Annotated in this window: 22 protein-coding genes; 10 read left to right on the forward strand and 12 right to left on the reverse strand. The window is 72.0% G+C overall.

The features are described 5' to 3' along the window. Positions 1-23 precede the first annotated feature (23 nt). From NFU81_RS34880 to hemB, 5 genes are all read left to right on the forward strand, one after another. Entirely contained in the window at positions 24-734 is a 711-nt protein-coding gene (locus NFU81_RS34880) for a redox-sensing transcriptional repressor Rex (protein ID WP_033177671.1), read from the forward strand. Further along, entirely contained in the window at positions 731-2,071 is a 1,341-nt protein-coding gene (locus NFU81_RS34885; RefSeq protein ID WP_251499385.1) for a glutamyl-tRNA reductase, read from the forward strand. Before NFU81_RS34880 ends, NFU81_RS34885 begins: the two co-directional genes overlap by 4 nt. After that, positions 2,064-3,068, forward strand: a complete 1,005-nt coding sequence (hemC, locus tag NFU81_RS34890; protein ID WP_251499389.1) for a hydroxymethylbilane synthase — start codon at positions 2,064-2,066, stop codon at positions 3,066-3,068. Before NFU81_RS34885 ends, hemC begins: the two co-directional genes overlap by 8 nt. 113 nt (positions 3,069-3,181) lie before the next feature. Next, on the forward strand, positions 3,182-4,759 hold the full coding sequence (locus NFU81_RS34895; protein ID WP_251499430.1) for a bifunctional uroporphyrinogen-III C-methyltransferase/uroporphyrinogen-III synthase: 1,578 nt from the start codon (positions 3,182-3,184) through the stop codon (positions 4,757-4,759). Between the two features lie 84 nt (positions 4,760-4,843). Next, positions 4,844-5,827 carry a porphobilinogen synthase gene (gene hemB, locus NFU81_RS34900; RefSeq protein WP_251499392.1) on the forward strand — a complete coding sequence of 328 codons (984 nt, stop codon included), beginning with the start codon at positions 4,844-4,846 and terminating at the stop codon, positions 5,825-5,827. An 83-nt stretch (positions 5,828-5,910) separates the two neighbouring features. On the opposite strand, the gene NFU81_RS34905 is transcribed toward hemB, so the two are convergent. The 3 genes from NFU81_RS34905 to argS all read right to left on the reverse strand — a co-directional run bounded on the left by NFU81_RS34905 (position 5,911) and on the right by argS (position 10,494). Next, the gene (locus tag NFU81_RS34905; RefSeq protein WP_251499396.1) at positions 5,911-7,101 is read right to left on the reverse strand and encodes an acyltransferase family protein; all 1,191 of its coding nucleotides are present in this window, start codon (positions 7,099-7,101) and stop codon (positions 5,911-5,913) included. A 245-nt stretch (positions 7,102-7,346) separates the two neighbouring features. Continuing rightward, positions 7,347-8,567 (reverse strand): PP2C family protein-serine/threonine phosphatase, encoded by a 1,221-nt coding sequence (locus tag NFU81_RS34910; RefSeq protein WP_251499399.1) that lies wholly within the window; start codon positions 8,565-8,567, stop codon positions 7,347-7,349. A gap of 139 nt (positions 8,568-8,706) precedes the next feature. Next, positions 8,707-10,494, reverse strand: a complete 1,788-nt coding sequence (gene argS, locus NFU81_RS34915) for an arginine--tRNA ligase (RefSeq protein ID WP_251499432.1) — start codon at positions 10,492-10,494, stop codon at positions 8,707-8,709. A 231-nt stretch (positions 10,495-10,725) separates the two neighbouring features. Between argS and lysS the strand changes: the two genes are divergently transcribed. Further along, positions 10,726-12,453 (forward strand): lysine--tRNA ligase, encoded by a 1,728-nt coding sequence (gene lysS, locus NFU81_RS34920; RefSeq protein ID WP_251499401.1) that lies wholly within the window; start codon positions 10,726-10,728, stop codon positions 12,451-12,453. A 96-nt stretch (positions 12,454-12,549) separates the two neighbouring features. Here lysS and NFU81_RS34925 read toward each other — a convergent pair whose 3' ends face one another. The 3 genes from NFU81_RS34925 to NFU81_RS34935 all read right to left on the reverse strand — a co-directional run bounded on the left by NFU81_RS34925 (position 12,550) and on the right by NFU81_RS34935 (position 15,885). Further along, a complete protein-coding gene (locus NFU81_RS34925; protein ID WP_251499402.1) occupies positions 12,550-14,094 on the reverse strand; it encodes a DUF2637 domain-containing protein in 1,545 nt (514 codons plus the stop codon). Positions 14,095-14,267: 173 nt separating this feature from the next. Next, positions 14,268-14,957: a DUF3558 domain-containing protein gene (locus NFU81_RS34930; protein WP_251499404.1), complete on the reverse strand. Its 690-nt coding sequence runs from the start codon at positions 14,955-14,957 to the stop codon at positions 14,268-14,270. A gap of 124 nt (positions 14,958-15,081) precedes the next feature. Beyond that, positions 15,082-15,885 (reverse strand): DUF3558 domain-containing protein, encoded by an 804-nt coding sequence (locus tag NFU81_RS34935; protein WP_251499406.1) that lies wholly within the window; start codon positions 15,883-15,885, stop codon positions 15,082-15,084. 247 nt (positions 15,886-16,132) lie between these two features. Between NFU81_RS34935 and NFU81_RS34940 the strand changes: the two genes are divergently transcribed. After that, positions 16,133-17,326: an RtcB family protein gene (locus tag NFU81_RS34940; RefSeq protein WP_251499409.1), complete on the forward strand. Its 1,194-nt coding sequence runs from the start codon at positions 16,133-16,135 to the stop codon at positions 17,324-17,326. Positions 17,327-17,384: 58 nt separating this feature from the next. Here the strand turns inward: NFU81_RS34940 and NFU81_RS34945 are convergent, their stop codons facing one another. Then, a complete protein-coding gene (locus NFU81_RS34945) occupies positions 17,385-18,173 on the reverse strand; it encodes a hypothetical protein (RefSeq protein ID WP_251499411.1) in 789 nt (262 codons plus the stop codon). 191 nt (positions 18,174-18,364) lie between these two features. On the opposite strand from NFU81_RS34945, the gene NFU81_RS34950 reads away from it, so the two are divergent. Then, on the forward strand, positions 18,365-19,552 hold the full coding sequence (locus NFU81_RS34950) for a polysaccharide lyase family 7 protein (RefSeq protein ID WP_251499413.1): 1,188 nt from the start codon (positions 18,365-18,367) through the stop codon (positions 19,550-19,552). A 62-nt stretch (positions 19,553-19,614) separates the two neighbouring features. On the opposite strand, the gene NFU81_RS34955 is transcribed toward NFU81_RS34950, so the two are convergent. From NFU81_RS34955 to NFU81_RS34975, 5 genes are all read right to left on the reverse strand, one after another. Next, positions 19,615-20,094 (reverse strand): phospholipase, encoded by a 480-nt coding sequence (locus NFU81_RS34955; protein WP_251499416.1) that lies wholly within the window; start codon positions 20,092-20,094, stop codon positions 19,615-19,617. A gap of 202 nt (positions 20,095-20,296) precedes the next feature. Further along, the gene (locus tag NFU81_RS34960; RefSeq protein ID WP_251499418.1) at positions 20,297-21,061 is read right to left on the reverse strand and encodes an SDR family NAD(P)-dependent oxidoreductase; all 765 of its coding nucleotides are present in this window, start codon (positions 21,059-21,061) and stop codon (positions 20,297-20,299) included. Between the two features lie 108 nt (positions 21,062-21,169). After that, a complete protein-coding gene (locus NFU81_RS34965) occupies positions 21,170-21,712 on the reverse strand; it encodes a hypothetical protein (RefSeq protein ID WP_251499420.1) in 543 nt (180 codons plus the stop codon). A gap of 69 nt (positions 21,713-21,781) precedes the next feature. Further along, the gene (locus tag NFU81_RS34970) at positions 21,782-22,648 is read right to left on the reverse strand and encodes a bifunctional 5,10-methylenetetrahydrofolate dehydrogenase/5,10-methenyltetrahydrofolate cyclohydrolase (protein ID WP_251499423.1); all 867 of its coding nucleotides are present in this window, start codon (positions 22,646-22,648) and stop codon (positions 21,782-21,784) included. Positions 22,649-22,665: 17 nt separating this feature from the next. Beyond that, a complete protein-coding gene (locus NFU81_RS34975) occupies positions 22,666-23,304 on the reverse strand; it encodes a cyclodeaminase/cyclohydrolase family protein (RefSeq protein ID WP_251499425.1) in 639 nt (212 codons plus the stop codon). A 146-nt stretch (positions 23,305-23,450) separates the two neighbouring features. On the opposite strand from NFU81_RS34975, the gene NFU81_RS34980 reads away from it, so the two are divergent. Both NFU81_RS34980 and NFU81_RS41505 read left to right on the forward strand, forming a co-directional pair. Then, the gene (locus NFU81_RS34980) at positions 23,451-24,017 is read left to right on the forward strand and encodes a dihydrofolate reductase family protein (RefSeq protein ID WP_251499428.1); all 567 of its coding nucleotides are present in this window, start codon (positions 23,451-23,453) and stop codon (positions 24,015-24,017) included. Positions 24,018-24,176: 159 nt separating this feature from the next. Continuing rightward, positions 24,177-24,342: SCO2400 family protein (locus NFU81_RS41505; protein WP_422665372.1), on the forward strand; the 166-nt coding region annotated here is incomplete at its 3' end.

Genomic DNA, 24,342 nt, shown 5'->3' on the forward strand with positions numbered 1-24,342 from the left:
CCAGCTCTACCCGCAGGAGCACCGTGGCAACTGGCCGATCGCACCGACCGGCGACCCGCAGCCGAGGGATTCCCGAGGCCACCGTCGCCAGGCTTCCGCTGTACCTGCGGGCGCTGACCGCTCTGTCCGAGCGCTCGGTGCCCACCGTGTCCTCGGAGGAGCTAGCCGCCGCCGCCGGGGTCAACTCGGCCAAGCTGCGCAAGGACTTCTCCTACCTCGGCTCGTACGGCACGAGGGGCGTCGGCTACGACGTCGAGTACCTCGTCTACCAGATCAGCCGCGAACTGGGCCTCACCCAGGACTGGCCGGTCGTCATCGTCGGTATCGGCAACCTGGGCGCCGCCCTCGCCAACTACGGCGGATTCGCCTCCCGCGGCTTCCGCGTCGCCGCCCTGCTGGACGCCGATGCCTCGCTCGCCGGACGCCTGGTCGCGGGACTGCCGGTGCGGCACATCGACGAGCTGGAAGCGATCGTCGCCGACAACCAGGTGTCGATCGGGGTCATCGCGACCCCCGCAGGCGCCGCGCAGGAGGTCACCGACCGGCTGGTCAACGCCGGGGTGACCTCGATCCTCAACTTCGCCCCCACCGTGCTGTCGGTGCCGGACGGCGTGGACGTCCGCAAGGTCGACCTGTCCATCGAGCTGCAGATCCTCGCGTTCCACGAGCAGCGCAAGGCCGGTGAAGGGCGCCAGGAGCCCGACGGGGACGTACCCGCCGTGATGCCGGCATGAGCTTGCTGGTCGTCGGGCTCTCGCACCGCAGCGCGCCGGTGAGCGTGCTGGAGCGGGCCGCGCTCACCGAGGACGCGCGCGGGAAGCTGCTGCAGGACGCGCTGGCCGCCGAGCCGGCGAGCGAGGCGGTGGCGCTGTCCACCTGCAACCGCATCGAGCTGTACGCCGACGTCGACAAGTTCCACGCCGGTGTCGCCGAGCTGTCCACGCTGCTGGCCCAGCACAGCGGTGTCGGCCTGGAAGAGCTGACCCCGTATTTGTACGTGCACTACGAGGACCGCGCCGTCCACCACCTGCTCTCGGTGGCCTGCGGCCTGGACTCGATGGTCGTCGGCGAGGGCCAGATCCTCGGCCAGATCAAGGACGCCCTCGCGGTCGGCCAGGAGCTGCACACCGCGGGGCGGCTGCTCAACGACCTCTTCCAGCAGGCGCTGCGGGTCGGCAAGCGCGCCCACTCCGAGACCGGCATCGACCGGGCCGGGCAGTCCCTGGTCACCTTCGGCCTGGCCCAGCTCGCCCCCGCGACCGGCCCGCTCGCGGGCAAGCGCGCCTTGGTCGTCGGCGCCGGCTCCATGTCGTCGCTGGCCGCCGCCACGCTGGCGCGGGCCGGCGTCGCCCGGCTGACGATCGCCAACCGCACCCCCGAGCGCGCCGTCCGGCTGGCCGCCCAGCTCACCGAGCAGGGCACCGAGGCGCACGCGGTGAGCATGACCCGGCTCGCGACCGCACTGGCCGAAGCCGACATCGTGGTGTCCTGCACCGGCTCCACCGGCCTGGTGCTCAGCGCCGACGACCTGCGGGCGGCCGGCCGCCCGCTGGCCGTACTCGACCTGGCCATGCCGCGGGACGTCGACCCCGCGGCGCACGACCTCGACGGTGTGGTGCTGGCCGACATCGAGTCGCTGGCCGCCGCGTCCGCCGACGCGCCGATGGCCGCCGACGTGGACGCCGTCCAGGCGATCGTCGGCGAGGAGGTCGCCGCCTTCGGCGCCGCCCAGCGCGCCGCCCGGATCACCCCGACCGTGGTGGCGCTGCGCGCGATGGCGGCCGACGTCGTGGCGGGTGAACTTTCCCGGCTCGACGGTAGGCTGCCCGATCTGGACGACAAGGAACGCGCGGAGATCACCCAGACCGTGCGCCGCGTCGTCGACAAGCTCCTGCACGCGCCGACCGTGCGGGTCAAGCAGCTCGCGGGCGAGCCCGGCGGCGCCGGGTATGCCGACGCGCTGCGCGAACTCTTCGACCTCGACCCGCAGGCGGTCGCCGCCGTCAGCCGGGCCGAGTCCCCCAGGCCTCCGGCCCGGGTGCCCAACCGAATTGAGGGCGGCAATGAATAACCCGGCGGGCGCTCCGAAGGGGCGCGAGGAACTGCGGTCAGAGAGCGCGCCGCCGCTGCGGCTCGGCACCCGCAGGAGCAAACTGGCGACGGCCCAGTCCGGCATGGTCGCCGAGCAGGTGCGGCAGCTCACCGGACGCGACGTCGAGCTCGTGGAGATCACCACCTACGGCGACGTCTCACGGGAGAACCTGGCCCAGATCGGCGGCACCGGGGTCTTCGTCTCCGCACTGCGCGACGCCCTGCTGGCCGGCGACATCGACTTCGCCGTGCACAGCCTGAAGGACCTGCCGACCGCCGCCCCCGAGGGGTTGACGCTGGCCGCGATCCCGGTCCGCGAGGACCCGCGCGACGCGCTGGTCGCCAGGGACGGGCTGACCTTCGAGTCGCTGCCGCCCGGCGCCACCGTCGGCACCGGGTCGCCCCGCAGGGCGGCCCAGCTCAACGCGTGGGCGCGGTCACACGGACTGAACGTCGAGACGGTACCGATCCGTGGCAACGTTGACACCAGGATCGGGTACGTTACTTCCGGCAAGCTCGACGCCGTCGTGCTGGCCGCCGCCGGGCTGAACCGTATCGGCAGGATCGCGGAGGCGACCGAGCTGATCGCCGCCGACGCCGTACTGCCCGCCCCCGGCCAGGGGGCACTGGCTGTTGAGTGCGCCGCTTCCAACCCGGAGCTGGCCGCACAGCTCGCCGGGCTCGACGATCCGCTCACCCGGATCGCCGTGACCGCCGAGCGATCCCTGCTCGCCGCCCTCGAGGCCGGCTGCAGCGCCCCTGTGGGCGCGCTGGCCGACCTTGTGGCCGACGGGCAGACTTCCGAGCTGCGCCTGCGCGGCGTCGTCGGTACCACCGACGGCACCTCGCTGGTGCAGATGTCCATCACCGGTCCCGTACCGGCGTCCGACGACGAAGCGCGCGCCCTGGGCCGCGAACTCGCCGCCGAGATGCTCGCCAAGGGTGCGGCCGGTCTTATGGGGGAGCGCGCACTTTGAACCCCGCCGCCGTCGCTGCTGCGACGAACACCGCCGCCGGTACCGCCCTTTCGGCCGGCACCACCGCAAGTCCCGGCTCCGCCGGGCGGTCCGCCACCGGTCACGTCACCTTCCTGGGTGCCGGGCCCGGTGACCCCGGGCTGCTGACCCTGCGTGCCGTCGAGGCGCTCGCCCTGGCCGACCTGCTGGTCGGCGACAGGCCCGTGCTCGACGTCGTCCGCACCCACGCCCGCGCGGACGTGAACACGGCGGAACCGGCCGTGGACGGCGAGGTGTTGGACACCACCGCCATTGCCGACGCCGCTTCACAGCTTGTCATGGCGTCCGCGCGCACCGGCAAGCGGGTGGTACGTGCGGTGGTCGGCGACCCCGGACTCGACTCCTGTGCCGCCGCCGAGATGCTGGCCTGCGCCCGTGCGGGCATCCCCTTCGAGGTCGTGCCCGGCATCGCCAGCGCGGTGGGCGTGCCTGCCTACGCCGGTGTGCCGCTCAGCGGCGACGTGCGCTTCGTGGACGCGGCCACCGCGTCCGACCGGTGCTGGAGCGAGGTCGGCGCCAGCGACGCCACCCTGGTGGTCTCCACGACGCTGCAGACCGTCGCCGCGACCGCCGCCGAGCTGATCGGCTCGGGCCGCAAGCCCGACACCCTGCTGTCGGTGACCGTCGCCGGCACCACCACCCGGCAGCGCACCTGGACCGCGACGCTGGCCACCATCGCCGCCGAGCTGAAGGCGACCAAGGCGCTGCCCACGCCCGAGGGCCCGATCGCGGCCATAGCCGTGGTCGGTGAGCGGGCCGGCCAGCGCGAGCACCTGTCGTGGTTCGAGACCAAGCCGCTGTTCGGCTGGCGGGTGCTCGTGCCGCGGACCAAGGAGCAGGCCGCGTCGCTCTCCGACCAGCTGCGTTCTTACGGGGCGGTGCCGCACGAGGTGCCGACCATCGCGGTGGAGCCGCCGCGCACCCCGCAGCAGATGGAGCGCGCCGTCAAGGGCCTGGTCACCGGGCGCTACGAGTGGATCGCCTTCACCTCGGTCAACGCGGTCAAGGCCGTGCGGGAGAAGTTCGAGGAGTACGGCCTCGACGCCCGTGCCTTCGCCGGGATAAAGGTCGCCGCGGTCGGCGACCAGACCGCGCAGTCGCTGGTCGAGTTCGGCGTCAAGCCCGACCTCGTGCCCAGCGGCGAGCAGTCCGCAGCCGGTCTGCTGGAGGACTGGCCGCCGTACGACCCGGTCTTCGACCCGATCGACCGGGTCTTCCTGCCGCGCGCCGACATCGCCACCGAGACGCTGGTGGCCGGCTTGGTCGAGCTGGGCTGGGAGGTCGACGACGTCACCGCCTACCGGACGGTGCGCGCCTCGCCGCCGCCGGCCGACACCCGCGAGGCCATCAAGGGCGGCGGGTTCGACGCGGTGCTCTTCACCTCGTCCTCCACCGTGCGCAACCTGGTCGGCATCGCGGGCAAGCCGCACAACGTCACCGTGATCGCCTGCATCGGCCCCGCGACGGCCAAGACGGCGGAGGAGCACGGGCTGCGGGTCGACGTCATGGCGCCCGAGCCGTCGGTGCACGCCCTCGCCCAGGCACTCGCCGACTTCGGCGTCGCCCGCCGCGAGGCCGCCACCGTCGCCGGCGACCCCGTCACCCGGCCCAGCGAGCGCCGCCCCGGCGCCCGCCGCCGCGCCCGCGTCTGACGCGGGCGGCGCCCCTGCGGGGGCGGACTGGGCGCCGACTGGGCGTCGGGAAGAGCATGCCCCGGGCGGGCGTACCGTGGAGGAATGGTGAGCTACGGTGAGTTCCCCGGGGCGCGGCCGCGACGGCTGCGCAGCACCCCGGCGATGCGACGCCTGGTCGCAGAAACCCGACTGAACCCCGCGGAGCTGATCCTGCCGGCGTTCGTACGGGAGGGCATCAGCGAGCCGCGGGCGATCTCCTCGATGCCAGGCGTCTACCAGCACACCCGCGACACCCTGCGCAAGGCCGCCGTCGAGGCGGCGACCGCCGGCGTCGGCGGGATCATGCTGTTCGGCGTGCCCGAGGTCAAGGACGCGGTCGGCAGCCAGGGCACGGAGCCGGACGGCATCCTGCAGCTCGCGATCAGGGACGTCGTCGAGGAGGTCGGCGACGCGCTCGTCGTCATGTCCGACCTGTGCCTGGACGAGTTCACCGACCACGGCCACTGCGGTGTCCTGGACGCCGAGGGCCGGGTCGACAACGACGCCACCCTGGAGCGCTACGCGGAGATGGCCCAGGTCCAGGCGGACGCGGGCGTCCACGTGGTCGGCCCGTCGGGGATGATGGACGGCCAGGTCGGCGTCGTGCGCGACGCCCTGGACGAGATCGGCCGGCAGGACGTGGCGATCCTGGCCTACACCGCGAAGTACGCCTCCGCCTTCTACGGCCCCTTCCGCGAGGCCGTGAACTCCTCGCTCAAGGGCGACCGCAAGACCTACCAGCAGGACCCGGCGAACTTCCGCGAGTCGATGCGCGAGCTGTCCCTCGACCTCGCCGAGGGCGCCGACATGGTGATGGTCAAGCCCGCTCTGCCGTATCTGGACGTGCTGCGCAAGGTCGCAGACGCCGTGGACGTGCCGGTGGCGGCCTACCAGATCTCGGGTGAGTACGCGATGGTCGAGGCCGCGGCGGCGAACGGCTGGATCGACCGCGACCGCGCCATCATGGAGGCGCTGACCTCGATCCGCCGCGCCGGCGCGAACATGATCCTCACGTACTGGGCGACGGAGGTCGCACACCGCCTGTAAGCCTCTGGAGCCCGTTCCAGGCCCCTGAAGCCCCTGAAAAACCCTGCGCCGCCCGGGCCGATGCCCGGGCGGCGCTGTGCGTCTCAGGCCGCGGGCGAGGAGGGCTTGGCCGGGGGCGCCGGGGTCAGCCAGTTCTTGAGCCAGCGGGAAGCGGGCTGCTCGATGAGCCGGTGGATGAGGTACGCGAGGACCAGCATCCCGGCGGTGAGGCTGCCCAGCAGCAGGTACGGCGAGACGTGCCCGCGGGCGTGCCGGATGATCTCCCAGCCGGTGGCCTCGTGGATCAGGTACAGCGGGTAGGTCATCGCACCCGCGACCGTGAGCCAGCGCCAGTTGAAGAAGTCCAGCTTGCCGAGGGCCGAGGCGATGACGACGAGGTAGAAGGACGTCACCAGGACCATCGACAGCGTCCAGGAGATGTGGTTCTTGGCGACGCTTGAGGCGTGCGAGACGAGGCCGTCCATCTGGAACTGCCCCAGGAGCCAGCTCGCGACGATCAGCAGCCACAACTCAGGACGCGACCCGAAGCGGTACATCAGGTAGATGGCGACGCCGCCGATGAAGAAGGCCGCGGAGTCGGGGTCGGCGACCATCGTCACGAGGTCGTTGTGGGTCTGCTCGGCGAAGACGGCGGCGACCATCCATATGATGCAGAAGCTGATCACCCGGCGGTAGGTGAGGCCCATGACGACGACGACCGCGAACAGCAGGTAGAAGCGCAGCTCAGCCCACAGCGACCAGTACACGCCGTCCACGTTGCCGACGCCCAGGCCCTCCTGGACCATGGTCGCGTTGGTCAGCACGTCCGTGAGCCGCAGCTTGGATCCGCCGGGGCGCAGCCACAGCACGGCCGACGTCAGGATCAGCGCCACCCAGTACGCCGGGTAGAGGCGGACGAAACGCGACACCATGAACTGCCGTGGCGTGCGCCCCCAGCAGGACATGCAGATCACGAACCCGCTGATCAGGAAGAAGAGGTAGACGCCGAGCCAGCCGTAAATGGCGAAGCGGTGCGCGGTGGGGAACACCACCGCGGTGTTCTTGCCCCAGTTGAACGTGCGGTTGTAGCCGACGTAGTGGTACATCACCACCATCAGCGCCGCCACCAGCCGCAGCCCGTCGAGGACATAGAGCCGGCGCTTGCCGGGGCGACGTGACACCGGAGGCGCCGGACGTGCCGGACGCACGCTCGACTCGTCGAGCGGCTCGGGCTCGGGCATCGGCACCGCGGCCTGCCTGGGGAGGAGCCGGCCCTCGTCCACGGGTGAGGTCATTCGCTGGGTCCTGCCTTCTACTCGACCGCTTCGACGGCCGCTCGGGCGGCTTCGACGGGAAGCACGGGATATGGCGACAGCAGCCCGCATCCTGCTGGCTTCGCCCGTCCGCGTCCATGTCCTGCGTCACGTCACACGTGAAATGGACACGTGCGGGAACAAACTATCGTGCCTGGACGGGGTGCGGACATCCTTCCGGGCGTCTGCTGCCCGGCGGGCGGCGCGGCATGCCGGGTTTGCGGTAATCAGAGCCGCAGGACGACCAGGGCGGTGTCGTCGGTGGCACCGGTCGGCGGGATCAGCTCGGCGAGCAGGGTGTCCGCCAGGGTGTCCGGGTCCGACCGCGGGTTCCGGCTCAGCGTCGACGCCAGCCGGGCCAGGCCCACGTCGATGTCCTCGCGGCGGCGCTCGATCAGGCCGTCGGTGTAGAGCACCAGCGTGGAGCCGGCGGTGAAGCCGACGGACGCCTGCGGGCGGGACTGGTGGTGCGGGCGGGCGCCGAGCGGCGGATCGGTGGCCTGGTCGAGGAACTCCACCGTGCCGTCGGGGTGCAGCAGCGCGGCCGGCGGGTGCCCCGCGTTGCTGTACGTGATGGTGCGGCCGGACCAGTCGATGAAGGCCTTGACCACCGTGGTGGACTCGGCGCCCTCGACGGACCTGGCGTAGAGCCCGAGGACGTTGAGCGCGTCCGCGGGTCCGTCGGTGACCCGGGAGGCGGCGCTCAGCGCGCTCCTGAGCTGGCCCATCACGCAGGCGGCGGTCAGCCCGTGGCCGACGACGTCACCGACGGCGACCGCGGTGCGGTCGTCCGGCAGGTCCACCAGGTCGTACCAGTCGCCGCACACGTTGAGCGCGCTGACCGCGGGCTGGTAGCGCACCGCGGCCCGGTGGCCGACCGGGCGGGGCGCCGGCAGCAGTGCCGACTGCAGGGTGAGGGCGACCTCGCGCTCGCGGGCGTGCGCCGCGCGCATCCGCTCGTTGATCTCCTGCAGCTCGCGGGCCCGCATGTACACCTCGGCCTGCAGCCTGTTGTTGGGGGCGCCCTCGCCCTTGGTCTGCATGAAGGCGGTGACCTCCTCCACCCGGTGCGCGATCAGTACGACCTCGCCTGCGCTGTCGAGGATCGGGGTGTTGATCGTGCTCCAGTAGCGCTCCTCGTACGTGCCGGGGCGGTCGGGCCGCTCGACGTCGTAGCGCTGGAGGGCGAGGCTGTCGCGCTCGCGAGTGTCGAGCACATGCCGCAGGGAGGCGCCGAGGGTGGTCGGGCCGTTCACCGTGTGCGCCCTTTGCGGGCTGTCGGGGAAGGCGTCGAAGATGTACTTCCCGACGAGGTCACGCAGGGGGCGGCCGGCGAGCAGCAGATACGCCTCGTTGGCGTCGGCGTAGCACAGCTCGGGGGTCAGCAGCGCGATACCGGCGGGCAGCCTGTTGTAGACCGCCCGGTAGTCGATCTCCGGATCCGTCACGTGCCCGTCCGCCCGTCTCGGTGCCGCCCTTGCCGTACCCACTATCGGACCACAGGTGGCGACCACCCGCCCGCCGGGCGTACGGCGGGCGGGCGGGACGGCCCGGTGCGGGCCGGTATGGACGTCGCGGGCGCCGGCCTCAGAGCCGCTCGGGGGTGCGGATGCCGAGCAGCCCGAGGCCCTGCCGCAGGGTGCGGGCGGTCAGGTCGCACAGGAACAGCCGGTTCTCCACCTGGGCCTGGCCGCCGTCGGCGGTGAGCACCGGGCACTGCTCGTAGAAGGTGGTGAACAGCGACGCGAGCTGGAAGAGGTACGACGCCAGCCGGTGCGGCTCGTACACCCCGGCGACCTCGGCGAGGGTGTCGCCGAACGCGTCGAGGTGCAGGCCGAGCGCCCGCTCGGCCGGTTCGAGGGCCAGCTCGGGGTGCGCGGCGGCCTGCTGCCCCTCCGCGGCCTTGCGGAAGATCGACCGCGTCCGCGCGTAGGCGTACTGCACGTAGACGCTGGTGTCGCCGTTGAGCGAGACCATCCGGTCGAGGTCGAAGACGTAGTCCCGGCCCAGCGAGGTGGACAGGTCGGCGTACTTCACCGCGCCGATGCCGACCTGGACGCCGTTGGCGGTGATCTCCTCCTCGGTCAGGCCGATCTTCTCGCCCTTCTCCCTGACCACGGCGGTGGCCCGCTGCACCGCCTCGTCCAGCAGGTCCTCCAGCTTGACGCTCTCGCCGGCCCTGGTCTTGAACGGCTTGCCGTCCTTGCCCAGCAGGGTGCCGAACGGCAGGTGCCGCGCGGTGACCTCGTCGGTCAGCCAGCCGGCCCGCCTGGCGGTCTCGAAGACCATCCGGAAGTGCAGCGACTGCCGGACGTCGACCACGTAGAGCAGGGTGTCGGCGTGCAGGTCGCCGGTCCTGTTGCGGATCGCGGACAGGTCGGTGGCCGCGTAGCCGAAGCCGCCGTCGGTCTTGCGGACGATCAGCGGGACCGGCTCGCCGTCCTTGCCCTTGATGTCGTCGAAGAAGACGCACAGCGCGCCGTTCGACCACACCGCGACGCCGGACTTCTCCAGCAGGTCGCAGGTCTCCACCAGCATGTCGTTGTAACCGGACTCGCCGACGATGTCCTCGTCGCGGATCTCGATGTCCAGCTTCTGGTAGACCGAGTCGAAGTAGATCTTCGACTCGTCCACGAACCGCTGCCACAGGGCGACCGTCTCCGGGTCTCCTGCCTGCAGGTCCACCACCCGCCGCCTGGCCCGCTCCTTGAACGCCTCGTCGGACCTGAACAGCGCGCCCGACGCCTTGTAGGTCCGGTCGAGCCTGGACATCGACGCCTCGCCGGTGTCGCCCTCGCCTGCGCTGTGGTCCAGCTCGTGCGGGTGCTCGATCAGGTACTGCACGAGCATGCCGAACTGGGTGCCCCAGTCGCCGATGTGGTGCCTGCGGACGACCTGCTCGCCGCCGAACTCCAGGATCTTCACGATCGCGTCGCCGATCACCGAGGACCGCAGGTGGCCGACGTGCATCTCCTTGGCCACATTCGGCTGCGCGTAATCCACCACCGTGACGCCCGGGTGCTCCTTGACCGGCACCCCGAGCCGGTCGTCGGCGGCCCGCGCGGCCAGATTCCGGGTGATGGCGGCGTCGGCCACGGTGATGTTGAGGAAGCCGGGACCCGACACCTCGACCGCGGCGATCGTGTCGTCCCCGCCGCCGCCTGACGCGGGCAGCGCCGCGACGACCTCGGCGGCGAGCGCCTGCGGGTTGGTCTTCTGCCGCTTGGCCAGGCCCAGCACCCCGTTGGCCTGGAAGTCCGCCCGGTCGCTTCGTCGCAGCAGCGGGTCGGCGCCGGTGGCCGACGGCACGGCCGCCGCGAGGGCGGCCGAGACACGCTGCTGGAGCGAGGCGGAAAGGGAAGCGACCGAGGCCATGGAGGTGCCGTTTCGTGTGTCGGGATCGTGGAGGTGCAGCACGTGGTCGCGCCACGTGGCTGCGAGCCTCCAGTCTCCCATGCGCGACGACATCGGCGAGCGGGTTATCCACAGGGGCGGGGCGCCTCGCGGAGTTGTCCACAGGGTGGCCGGGCGGAGGGTGCGCGTCTGGGAGACTGGAGCCGTCGGGGAGCCTCAGGAGCCGCCCCCGCAGACCAGGAAGGAAGAGCCGTGGCCGGCAGCAGCACCGAGACCGACTGGGTCTCCCGTTTCGCGGACGACGTCATCGCCGAGTCGGAGCGCCGCGCACCCGGGAAACCCGTTGTCGTCGCGTCCGGGCTCAGCCCCTCAGGGCCGATCCATCTGGGCAACCTCCGCGAGGTCATGACCCCGCACCTGGTCGCCGACGAGATCAGGCGGCGCGGCATCGCTGTGCGCCACCTGATCTCCTGGGACGACTACGACCGCTACCGCAAGGTGCCGAACGGCGTCGAGGGCGTCGACGACTCCTGGGCCGAGCACATCGGCAAGCCGCTGACGTCGGTGCCCGCACCCGCCGGTTCCCCGTACCCGAACTGGGCGGAGCACTTCAAGGCGCAGATGTCGGCGGCGCTGGACGAGCTGGGCGTGGAGTACGACCCCATCAGCCAGACCGCGCAGTACACAGCGGGGACCTACCGCGAGCAGATCCTGCACGCCATGCGGCACCGCGCCGACATCGACGCGATCCTTGCGCAGTACCGCACGAAGAAGGCGCCGGCCAAGCAGTCCCAGAAGCCGGTCGACGACGCGGAGCTGGCCGCCGAAGAGGGCTCGGGCGCCGCGGAGGAGGACGACGGCAGCGGCAGCGCGGCCGGGTACTTCCCCTACAAGCCCTACTGCGGCGAGTGCGGCAAGGACCTCACCACGGTCACCTCGTACGACGACGAGACGACCGAGCTGACGTACACCTGCGCCTGCGGGCACGGCGAGACCGTGCTGCTCAGCGAGTTCAACCGCGGCAAGCTGGTCTGGAAGGTCGACTGGCCGATGCGCTGGGCCTACGAGGGCGTCGTCTTCGAGCCGTCCGGCGTCGACCACTCCTCGCCGGGGTCGTCCTTCCAGGTCGGCGGGCAGATCGTCGGGCCGATCTTCGGCGGCAAGCAGCCGATCGGGCCGATGTACGCCTTCGTCGGGATCTCCGGGATGGCGAAGATGTCCTCGTCCAAGGGCGGGGTGCCGGTACCGGCCGACGCGCTGCGGATCATGGAGCCGCAGATCCTGCGCTGGCTCTACGCCCGCCGCCGCCCCAACCAGTCCTTCAAGATCGCCTTCGACCAGGAGATCCAGCGGCTCTACGACGAGTGGGACGCGCTGACCCGCAAGGTCGGGGAGGGCATCGCGCTGCCCGCCGACGTCGCCGCGTACGCCCGTGCGGCCGGCACCGCCGCCGGCGAGCTGCCGCGGACGCCCAGGCCGCTGCCGTACCGGACGCTGGCCTCGGTCGCCGACATCACCGCCGGCGCCGAGCAGCAGACGCTGCGCATCCTGTCGGAGCTGGAGCCCGACCGGCCGCTGGCAGCGCTGGACGAGGTGCGGCCGCGCCTGGACCGGGCCGAGGCGTGGATCTCCAGCCAGGTGCCCGCCGAGCAGCGGACCGTGGTGCGGGCCGAGCCCGACGCCGAACGGCTCGTCGCACTCGACGACGGCGAGCGGGGCGCGCTGAAGCTGCTGGTCGACGGGCTCGGCTCGCACTGGTCGCTCGACGGCCTGACGACACTGGTCTACGCGGTGCCCAAGGTGCAGGCAGGGCTGGACCCGGACGCCAAGCCGACCCCCGAGCTGAAGGTGGCGCAGCGGTCGTTCTTCGCTCTGCTCTACGAGCTGCTCGTCGGCCGGGACACCGGCCCCCGGCTGCCGACCCTGCTGCTCGCGGTGGGCCAGGACCGGGTGCGGACCCTGCTGGGCGCCGGCGGCTGACCCGCAGCCCGGGCTGACGCCCGTCGGTACGGCAACGGCCCGGGTGGACACACCGTCCACCCGGGCCGTTCCCCGTCCTGAGTCCCGCCCGGCGGCCTACGGGATGTTCTCGGTGTCGGCCTCCGACTGGAAGCGGTAGCGCATGTCGCGGATCGACGGGACCAGATGCCGCTCCTCGGGCGCGGTGCCCCCGTAGAGGCCGGGCAGATAGCGGGCGAACTGTCGGGCGTTGGGGAAGTGGCCCTGCTCGCGCACGTACTGGCGGTACGCGGCGAAGTAGGCCTCCTCCACCGAGACGCCCTCGGGGATGTCGAGCCCCGGCTCCGGCACGGCCTCGGGCTCGGCCGCCGGCTCGGGCTCGGCCGCCTGGACCGGCGGCTGCTCCTGGACGGGCGCCTGGGGCTGCTCCTGGACCTGGACCGGGACCGGGCCTTGCGCCGGGAACTCCTCGGCCCGCGGACCCGGGATCGTCCGGGCGTGGGTGCCGTTGACCCCGTTCGCGCCGTTCACCGCCGCGGCGCCGCCCAGCGGGCGGGTGCGGTTCGGTCCTGCCGGAACCCGCACCTGCCCCGCGGGCTCCGGCTCCGGCTCGGGGAAAGCTTCCTGCTGCTGCGCCGGGTACTGCTGCTCCTCGATGTAGCCCTGCTGGGCCGCGAACCACGGGCTGTTGTGCGGGGCGCCCTGCCACTGCTGCTGTTGCTGCATCTGCTGCTGGTCGTAGGCGTACCTGGGGTCGTACCGCGGGTCGTACCGGGGATCGAAGTGCGGGTCGTACCGCGGGTCGTACTGGTGCCCGTAGACCTGCTCGGCATACAGCGGCTCCGGAACGTCCTCCGGCTCCCCTGCCTCCGCGGCCTGCGCGGCCTGCGCTGCCGTCGCGGCCTGCGGCGCCGGCTCGGCTGCCGCCACGGCGGGCTCCGGCGCCGCCGTCAACTCCTTGGCCGGCGCGTGCGGTTCGATGCCCGCCGCCGCGAGGCCGGCGTCCGCGGTCTCGGTCAGCGGCACGCCGTACTTCGCCAGCCGCAGCGGCATGATCGCCTCGACCGGGGCCTTGCGGCGCCACGCGACGCCGTACCGCGCCCGCAGCCTGGCCCGGTAGACCAGCCGGTCCTGCTCGCGCCTGATGACCTCCTCGTACGACCGCAGCTCCCACAGCTTCATCCGCCGCCACAGCCGGAAGGTCGGGAACGGCGCGAGCAGCCAGCGGGTGAAGCGGACGCCCTCCATGTGCTTGTCCGCGGTGATGTCCGCGACCCGGCCGATCGCGTGCCGCGCGGCCTCCACCGACACCACGAACAGCACCGGGATGATCGCGTGCATGCCCACGCCCAGCGGGTCCGGCCAGGCCGCGGCGCCGTTGAAGGCGATCGTGGCGGCCGTCAGCAGCCACGCCGTCTGCCGCAGCAGCGGGAAGGGGATGCGCAGCCAGGTCAGCAGCAGGTCCAGCGACAGCAGGACGACGATGCCCGCGTCGACGCCGATCGGGAAGACGTTCGCGAACCAGCCGAAGCCCTTGTCCAGGGCGAGGGCGCGCACGGCGGCGTAGGAGCCGGCGAAGCCGATGCCGGCGATGATCACGGCACCGGAGATGACCACCCCGACCAATATCCGGTGTGTCCGGGTCAAACGTATCGCGGCCACCCGCGACCCCTCCTGCCGCTCGGCAACTGGCCGCCCCAGACTGCCATACGGCAACGGCGCCCCGACGGCCGCTCCGCCGGACAAACGTACGGATTGCTGATGGATTACGGACGGGCGGGGCAGCGTTTGTTACGTGTTCGCCGCCGCGGGCCGCCCGCGGCGGCCCGCCGCCGTCAGCCGTTGGCGCCGACGACCGCCAGGACGGCGTCCTTGGCGGCCCGTTCCGCACCGGCCCGCACCGTCGTCGCCGACGGGTTCTTCTTGCCTTCGAGCCCGGCGCCGTTGTACTCGACGATCACCACGACGTTGCCGACCCGCGTCACCAGCGTGCTGTTCTGCGACGTCACCTTGGCGACGGTGGCCTTCACCGTGGTCGAACTGGCCTGGTCGCCGATCTTGGCCACGGCGGACGTGCTCGCGCCCGGAGCCTTGCCGAGCTGCCCGACCTGGTCGGTGAAGCGGTCCTTGGCCTGCTGCTCGGCCGACTCGGTCGGCGTCGAGCTGAAGCGCTGCAGGGTCACGGAAAGCCAGCGGTACTGGTAGCCGTCCGAGCCGTTGCCGGTCCACGAGCAGCCCGCACGGGCCTTGGCGTCCTCGGACTGCGCGGGAGTGCCGCCCGAGGCCTTCACCTTGGGGACCAGCGCGGCGACCGTCGTCTTGCCCAGCGTCGCGCAGCCGCCCGGCAGCGTGCCGTACTTCGCCGGGGCGATCGCCGGGGTCGTCGGCGTGGCGGCCGCGCTGCTCGCGGAGTCGTCGGAGCCCGAGCCGCCGCCCGAGGAGCAGCCGGCGAGCAGCATCGCGGGGACCGCCACGGCGCAGGCGAGCAGCAGGGCCGGACGTGCGGTGCGTCGTCGTCGTTCCATGGGTCCAGTCCTCGTGTGTCGGGCTGCTGCTGCGCGGACGCGCCCGGCCGTCCGCCGCGGGGGCGGGGGCCGGTCGGCCCTCCACCCTAAGGGGTCCGCCGCGGGCGGCCGTGCCGCCCGCCGGTCAGCCCTCGACCCTGTGCTCCAGCTGGCTGGCCACCCTCTGGGCGCCGCCTTGCAGGTCAACGCTCTGAGGTGGCGGAGTGGCGGCAGGCGAGGACTGTGAGTAGCGGATGCTCACCACGACGTTCGCGGTACGGAAGACCAGCGTCACCACGCGGCGGGCGGTGCCCTTCGACGTCGAGTGCACGTCGTTGATGAATGCGGCGTTTCCCACATCCGGCAGCTGCCGCGGCGACAGGTCCTGGCTACTGCCGCCCGCACCGGTCGGCGGTGTGCCGCCGTCCGAGCCCGTCGTCGGGGTGGTCGGCGGGGTCGTCGTCGGCGTCGTGCCCGGCGGCGGCAGCGTGGGGATCGACGCGGCGTCCGCCAGGTCGGCGAAGTCCGAGTTCGCCTCCACCTCGTCGCTCACCGCCGGGTCGTACGACACGACCCGCTCCATGTCGATCGTCAGCGCGCGGCTGCGCCCGTCGGGCGCCGTCGCCTTCCAGCTGCACCCGACCCGGCGGTCGGTGTCGTACGTCAGCGACTCCGTCCCCGCGTAGTCGGTACCGCCGGGCACCAGCGCCTTGAGCGTGTCCAGGTCGACCGCGGCACACGGCTGCGGCAGCGTCTTGTACTTGCCGGGCGGTGCGGGGGAGATCGTGCCGCCGTAGGGCAGCTGGGCGGACTTGCCGTCGTTCGCCGTGCTGTTCGTGCCGCCGCCCGTGCAGGCGCTGAGCGCGCCGACCGCGAGCGCCAGCGCCAGTGCGCAGAACGCGACCGGCGGCCTTCGCTTGGACCGCGCTGCGCGGAGCCCTTGCCTCACGTGCCGCCTCTCGATCGGAATGCGCCCGGAATGCGATGGATTCGACCGGACGGCGTACGCCGGTGGACCCGCTGCGGTAATTCCTTGGCGCGCTTGAGCGAACCCTGGACACAATGTCTACCGCACGCCTCGCAGAAACCGCCCGCTGGGGTGGGTTTATCAGCTGACGCGTTGCCATATTCGACGAATCCGGCGATTGTGTCGTTTCGTCCCCTTGTCTCCGAAAAACGATGCCCGGGGGGCAGTCATGTCGTACACAGAAGTGCCCGGCGTCCGGGTGCCGATCCGCATGTGGGCCGACCCGTCCACCGTCGAAGGCGGCGCGATGCAGCAGCTCCGCAACGTCTCGACGCTGCCCTGGATCAAGGGCCTGGCGGTGATGCCCGACGTCCACTACGGCAAGGGCGCCACGGTCGGCTCGGTCATCGCCATGCACGGCGCCGTCTGCCCGGCCGCCGTCGGCGTCGACATCGGCTGCGGCATGAGCGCGGTGAAGACCTCGCTGACCGCGAACGACCTCCCGGGCGACCTGTCCCACCTGCGCAGCCGGATCGAGCAGGCCATCCCCGTCGGCCGCGGCCTCCACCGCGACCCGGTGACCCCGGACCAGGTCCAGGGCGCGCCGGGTGCCGGCTGGGACGACTTCTGGGCACGGTTCGACGGGCTCACCGAGGCGGTGCACTTCCGTGCGGAGCGCGCAGCCCAGCAGATCGGGACACTGGGGTCGGGCAACCACTTCTTGGAGGTATGTCTCGATGAGTCCGGTAATGTCTGGCTGATGCTGCACTCCGGGTCGCGCAACATCGGCAAGGAGCTGGCCGAGTTCCACATCGGCGTGGCGCAGAAGCTCCCGCACAACCAGGACCTGGTCGACCGCGACCTGGCCGTCTTCGTCGCGGACACCCCGCAGATGGCCGCCTACCGCAACGACCTGTTCTGGGCGCAGGAATACGCCAAGCGCAACCGCGCCCTGATGATGGCCCTGCTCCAGGGCGTGGTGCGCAAGGAGTTCAAGAAGGCCCGGGTCACCTTCGACCAGGTCATCTCCTGCCACCACAACTACGTGGCCGAGGAGCGCTACGACGGCATGGACCTGCTGGTCACCCGCAAGGGCGCGATTCGCGCGGGCTCCGGCGACTACGGCATCATCCCCGGCTCGATGGGCACGGGTTCGTACATCGTCCGCGGTCTGGGCAACACCGCGGCCTTCAACTCGGCCTCCCACGGCGCCGGCCGCAAGATGAGCCGCACCGCGGCGAAGAAGCGCTTCTCCACCCGCGACCTGGAGGAGCAGACCCGCGGTGTGGAGTGCCGCAAGGACGCGGGCGTCGTGGACGAGATCCCGGGCGCGTACAAGCCGATCGAGAAGGTCATCGACCAGCAGCGCGACCTGGTCGAGGTGGTGGCCAAGCTCAAGCAGGTCGTCTGCGTCAAGGGCTGAGTCCTCCCGGCGCCCGGTCGGGGCCGCCCGCCCCGGCGCGGGCGGGCGGGCCGGGAGGTCAGCTCGTGGACTCGGGGATGTCGACGAAGTCGTCCAGGACGCCCGTGCCGTAGTAGCAGCGGGCGGAGAAGTCGTGGGGCACGGACCCGGGGTCGTCCTCGACGTTCGCCGGGAGGCGGGTGGGGGGATCGAGGCTCCAGATCACGCACAGGTGACCGGTGTCCTCGACCTGGACGCTCAGGTGCGGGTAGTCGTACTGGTCGGGAGCCCGCTCGGTCAGGCCCGCGTCCCAGCAGGACAGCGCGTCGGAGGACGCCGCTGTGATGTTGAAGCGCTCGAAGGTCACGACGGGCTCGGTGCAGCCGGAGTCGAACTGCGCGTCCCACACCGGGTTGCCGGCCGGGTCCGCGGTCACCAGCGTGCCGTCCTGCAGGGTGAGGGTGGCGCCCGCGGGGCTGTCGACGTGCCAGCCGGGCTTCAGCACCTGGGGGTTCCAGATGATCGCCGACGGGCAGTTCAGGCCGTTGGCGTCGGACTGCGGGTCACTGGCGCAGGTGCCGGCGTCGCTGTCGGACGGGGTGGGTTCGGCGGGTGTCGAGGGGGCGGCGGCTGTCGACGGCGGGGTGGCGGGCGCCGACTGCCCGGGCGGCGTCGGTAATCGCCCTCCCAGGTCGGAGGACCCCGCTCCGAACGGGTGCCACGGGCCGACCCCCGCGTAGCTCAGGATCGTCACGACGGCCGCGACCACCCCCAAGGCCCCCGCGGCGATCGCCAGCACCTGGCCCACCGGGCGGGCCGAGGAGGCACTGCTGCCGCTCGGACCGCTCCCGCTCGTGCCACCGGACATCGTTGACCATCCCCCCACCTGCGTGCGCGGCACGCGAGGACTGACCGACTCATCTGAGACGACGTCAGTTTAGACGCGGGCGCGGCGGTGCGCAGTTGCGGCCGATTCATTGACGGCGACCTGAGGCCGTGTTATTCAACTGGGGCGCACCCTTTGGACTAGACCAGACTTCTAGGCTTAAGGACCCCCACATGACATGGCGTGTGAAAGTGCTCGCGGCGGTCGGCGCCGCGGGCGTCGTCGGCGCGTTCGGCGTGCTGGGCTCGGGCAGTGCCTCGGCCGCGACCGCGGGGCCGATCAGCGGGCTCGGCGGGAAGTGCGTGGACGTGGCTGCCGCGTCCAGCGCCAACGGCGCGCACGTGCAGCTCTACGACTGCAACGGGACGACCGCGCAGAGCTGGACGGTCGGGAACTCCGACAACTCGGTTCGGGCGCTGGGCAAGTGCATGGACGTGACGGCCGCCTCGACGGCCAGCGGCGCCAAGGTGCAGCTGTACGACTGCAACGGCACCGCGGCCCAGCAGTGGACCGTCAGCAACGGCGCGCTGGTCAACACCGGCTCGGGCAAGTGCCTGGACGCGACCGACCAGTCCTCCGCCAACGGCAACCAGCTGCAGATATGGACGTGCACCGGCGCGGCCAACCAGAAGTGGACGCTGCCCGGCGGCTCGACGCCGCCGTCCGGCGGGCTGAACACCGGGGTGGCGCCCGGCGGGAACTTCAACCTGTCGGTGTGGCAGCTGCAGGAGCCGGTGGGCTCGCCCGGCTCGCCCACCACGATCTCGTCGTCGCGGCTGCAGGGCGCCGGCGGCTACCAGGACTCGTACTTCTACACCGACGGGTCGGACGGCGCCATGACCTTCTGGGCGCCGGAGAAGGGCGTCACGACGCCGAACTCCAACTACGCCCGCTCCGAGCTGCGTGAGATGAACACCGACGGCAGCGCGGCGGACTGGTCGCTGGCCGGCACCCACCGGATGAACGCGACGCTGCGGGTGGTCTCCGTGACCTCCAACGTGTGCGTCGGGCAGATCCACCTCGGCTCGGGCGGCACCTCGACCAAGCCGCTGATCGAGCTGTACTACCACTCCAACGGGGACATCGTCGCGGGCGTGGAGAACTCCCCTGACGGCGGCCAGACCACGCACACCGTGGGGCATGTCGGGGTCGGCAGCACGTGGAACTACACGATCGGCGTGTCCGGCGGCAACACCATCGACCTGACGGTCAACGGGAGCACGACGCACTACGCCATCCCGTCGTCGTTCAACCCGTACAAGCAGTACTTCAAGGCCGGTTCCTACAACCAGTCCTCGTCCGACAGCACCACCAACGGCGCGCGCGTCGCCTTCTACGCGCTCACCGTCGCGCACAGCTGACGGGCGGGCCACCGGCGGGCCGGAGCCGCGGCAACGGCCCCGGCCCGCCGGGCGGATCAGGATCAGGCGGCGCTGCGCGCCGGTGTCGCGGAGCCGAAGATGTCCACCGCGTGGTAGTACGTCCACGCGGTGGAGTCGCACGCGGTCTTCGTCGCGCCCGAGTAGCCGGCGCAGACCCGCTTGAGGTCGGCGTAGAGCATGTTGTCCAGGCGGGCCTTGTTCGCGTCGAAGGTGCCGGCCTTCTTGTAGTTGCGGTAGCCGAAGTCGTGCCGGGCGCAGGCGGTCTTGAAGGGGAAGCCGAGCGGGTTGTCGGGGGAGTCCGAGCAGTAGTCGGTCGACCAGTCGAAGCCGTAGGCGGACCAGGCGGCCTGGTTGTTGCGGGCGGCGAGCCACGTGTTGTAGCTGCTCGCGCTGGTCTGGGTCCAGCTGCTGAGCACCTGGGCCTTGTCGGCGGGGGCGGCGCCGGCCGGTGCGGCGGCGGCGAGGACGGCGGGCAGGGACAGGGCGGCCGCGGCGAGGGGGAGTGCCAGGCGGATGCGCATGAGCGAACCTCCGGACGTGCGCGGACGAGGCCCCGGTCGCGAGGGGCGGGCCGGGGCTGGTCCACGGGGGACGGGAACGGGTGCCGTGCGGGTCTACGCGCGAAGACCGACGCGGACATGGTTCCCGATCCCGGTGCACCGCTAACCCCCGCAGGGGACGGAAGTTGACGGTGCGCCAGGAGTTCACCCGGAGGTGTGACGGCTACTGCTCGCGGTGCACCTTGTAGTTGGACGCCTGGGCGCGCGGGCGCAGCACCAGCAGGTCGACGTTCACGTGGGCCGGGCGGGTCACGGCCCACGCCACGGTGTCGGCGACGTCGTCCGCGGTCAGCGGCTCGGCCACGCCGGCGTAGACCGCCTCGGCGCGGCCCGCGTCGCCGCGGAAGCGGGTGAGGGCGAACTCGTCGGTCTTGACCATGCCGGGGGCGATCTCGATGATCCGCACCGGGTGGCCGCTCAGCTCCAGCCGCAGCGTCTCGGCGATGACATGGGCGCCGTGCTTGGCGGCCACGTAGCCGCCGCCGCCCTCGTACGTCGCCAGGCCGGCGGTCGAGGACAGCACGACGATGGTGCCGTCGCCCGACGAGCTGAGCGCGGGCAGCAGGGCCTGCGTGACGTTGAGCACGCCGAGCACGTTCACCTCGAACATCGTCCGCCAGTCGGCGGGGTCGGCGGTGGCGACCGGGTCGGCGCCGAGCGCGCCGCCCGCGTTGTTCACCAGCACGTGCACCGGCGGGTAGGCGTCCAGGCCGGCCGCGAAGGCGTCCACGGCGGCCCTGTCGGTCACGTCGAGGGCGTGGACGGCCACGCTGCTGCCGGCGGCGGTCAGCTCCTCGGCCAGGACGTCGAGCCGCTCCACGCGGCGGGCGGTGAGCACGACGTGGAAACCGGCCTCGGCCAGCCTGCGGGCGGTGGCGGCACCGATGCCGCTGCTCGCGCCGGTGACCACTGCGGTACGGGTGCTCATGTCGTGCTGCCTCTCGGGTGGCGCGCTGGGGTCCTGCGCAGCATATGCGGCGGCTTCCGCGGTACGTACGCCAGTACGCCCGCGGGTGCGTCCGCGCCGCCGCGGGGCTCAGGCCGCCGCGAGCGCCCGCAGCATCACCCGCTGGTCGAAGGCCAGCAGCGCGACGGTGGACGCGCACATGACGACGGCCAGCGCAATGTGCGCCGGACCCGAGGTCGCCTGCATGCCGGCCGCGCCCAGCGCGACATGCACGCCCATCCGCAGCGCGATCAGGCCTGCCGCGATCTTGCGGGTGCGCTTGCCCTTGAGCATCGCCTTGGCCATCTTGAGCCGCCCGCGCAGGACGGTGCGGGCCAGCACGATGTTCACGGCGACGGACGCGGCGATGAAGATCCACGCGTGCGGGGAGGACTTGACGATGTCGTAGGACGCGCCCATCAGGCCTTCGAAGGCGAAGAACCACACCGGGACCGGGCGGAAGCCGGCGGCGGCGCCGTCAGTGTGGACGGCGGCGTCGCCATGTACCGCGGCGTCACCATGTACGGCGGCTTCGCCCTGCGCGAGAGCCGTGCTGTCAGCGGCCGTGCTGTCAGTGGCCTTGCTGTCGGCGGACTTGCTGTCGCGGGTGCGTACTGCCTCGGTGAGTGCCATGGCATGAGCATCGCCGGTGGCCGGGGGAGGGCGGCAGAGCCGTCCGTCCGTACTGACCCATGACAGATGTCACTGGTGCGCGGCGACCGCCCGTTGCGCGGCCAGCGCGGTGTGCTGGAGGAGCAGCGCGGTGGTGACCGGGCCGACGCCGCCGGGCACCGGGGACAGGGCGGCGGCCCGGCCTGCCACCGACTCCGCGTCCACGTCGCCGGTCAGGCCGCCGTCCTCGGTGGGGTTGGTGCCGACATCCACCACGACGGCGCCCTGGGCGAGGTGGTCGGCGGTGATCAGCCCGGCGCGGCCTGCCGCGGCCACCACGATGTCCGCGGTGCGGGTCGCGGCGGCCAGGTCGGCGGTGCGCGAATGGCACACGGTCACCGTCGCGTCGCGGTCGAGCAGCAGGTGCGCGAGCGGCTTGCCGACGACGGTGGAGCGGCCGACGACCGCGACGGACCGCCCGGCCAGCCCGATACCGTGCGCGTCCAGCAGGCTGACGACGGCCTCCGCGGTGGCCGGGGCGAAGGCGGGCAGGCCCGCGGCCAGCCGGCCCAGGCTCAGCGGGTTCGCGCCGTCGACGTCCTTGCCCGGCGCGATGGCCCCGGCCAGGTCGGCGGCGGACGTGCCGGGCGGCAGCGGCGTCTGGAGGATCACGCCGTGCACGTCGGGGTCGGCGCTCAGCTCCGCCAGCTGCTTGCGGATCGTGCCGGCTTCCGCGTCCGCGGGCAGCGTCACCGTGTCGCAGGCGATGCCGGCCTTCCCCGCGGCCCGGGTGATCGACCGCACGTACCAGGCGGTGCTCTCGTCCTCGGTCGCCACGACGACCACCAGCCGCGGCTGCACGCCGTGCGCCCGCCCCAGCTCCTGCGCGATCGCCTGCGCCTCGTCCCGCAGGGCGGCGGCCCGTGCGGCGCCGGTGAGCGAAACCGTGTCGGTCATTGCGGCGACTCCTCGGGTCATCGGTTCAGGGTCCTGCGGACCGACTCGGTCACTTCCGCGGCCCGCCCGGCCAGGGAGTCCACGTCGGAGACGGCCCCGGTCAGGTCCGCGCGGGTGTCCGCGGACCTGATGCCGCCGAGGTTGATCTCGACGTTCACCCGGGCGGTGGTCGCCGCGGCCCTGGCCGCCTCCGCGGCGGCCGCCACGTCCGTGACGACGTTCGGGTTGCCGATCGGCAGCAGTTCCTCGGCGAGGGCGACGATCCGCCGTGCCACGCCGATGACGTCGGCCGGCGGCCGGGCGGCCCCGGCCAGGGCGGTGGCGATGGCGGCCGACCTGGCCGCCTTCTGCCCGTCGTCCGCGCGCGGCAGGGCGTAGGCGTCCGTGACGGCGGTGAAGGCCGCCGCGTCGGCCGCGGCCAGGTCCAGTGCCGCCGCCCGCAACTCGTCGCTCTCGGCGGTGATCCGCGCGATGGCCTCGGCCTGGGCCGCGTACTTCGCGCCGGTGGTGTAGCGGGCCACCATGCCCAGCAGGGCGGCGCCCTGGGCCGCGTGCAGCGCGGCCGCCGCTCCGCCGCCGGGGGCAGGCGACCGGGCGGCCAGCCGGTCCAGGTAGCCGCCGACCGTCTCGTCCTGGATCCGCGCCTGATCGTGCACCCGGGCCGCCCCCTCCTGCTGCAGTTCTGGTGCGTCCGAGCCTATCGTGCGCGTCGAAACCGCTGGTGACGGCCCGTTGTCGGACCCGCGCGGCACAATTTCGCCGACAGGAGAAGTACGCCGATCCAGGAGAAGGGCACACTCCGATGCGAAAAATCCTCATGATGATGTCGGTATCGCTCGACGGTTTCATGGAGGGGCCGAACCGGGAGCTCGACTGGAACCGCGTGGACGATGAACTGCACAGCTACTTCAATGCGCACCTCGCCACCATGGGCGCATTTCTCGACGGCCGCGTCACATACGAACTCATGGACGAATACTGGCCGACCGCTGACGAGGACCCGGAGAGTCCGGAAACCGTCAAGGAATTCGCCCGTATCTGGCGGGAGATGCCCAAGATCGTCTACTCGCGGACGCTGGAGAGCCCCGGCGGGAACACCACGGTCGTCCGCGAGGTCGTGCCCGCGCAGATCGAGGCGCTCAAGGCCGAGCCCGGCGGTGATCTCATGCTGGGCGGCGCCGACTTGGCCGCCTCCTTCGCCGCACACGACCTCATCGACGAGTACCTGATCTACGTGCACCCGGTGCTGATCGGCGAGGGCAGGCGGCTCTTCGCCGGCGCCGATCGCCAGGCGGATCTCCGGCTCGTCGAGACCCGCACCTTCGGGAACGGCGTCGTGCTGCTGCACTACGCCCGCGAGCGCGGCTGACCCGCGCCGTCCTTCATCTGCTTGGCGCCGACTTCGCCGGAATTGGGAGGGGGATCTTTTCCAAAGCCTCACAACTGCCCCGCAGGGCCTTCGGTAAGTGCTGTTAGCGTTTTGCGGTCAGCCGGCCTGCAGCAGCACAGAAAGCCATAAGCCGAAAAAATGGACTACTGCTACCAATGCCGTCGCACCCTCAACGGGGCTCTGGTGTGCCCGGGTTGCGGTGCGTACGCCCCGGACATCGCACCGCCCGTCTCGGCGTATCGGCCGCCGCATCACAGCGGGGAGCGAATATCGGCGATGCCGTCGGCGCGGCTGCTGCCGGACC

Source organism: Actinacidiphila cocklensis, assembly GCF_907177275.1.
GTDB classification, from domain to species: Bacteria; Actinomycetota; Actinomycetes; order Streptomycetales; family Streptomycetaceae; genus Actinacidiphila; species Actinacidiphila cocklensis.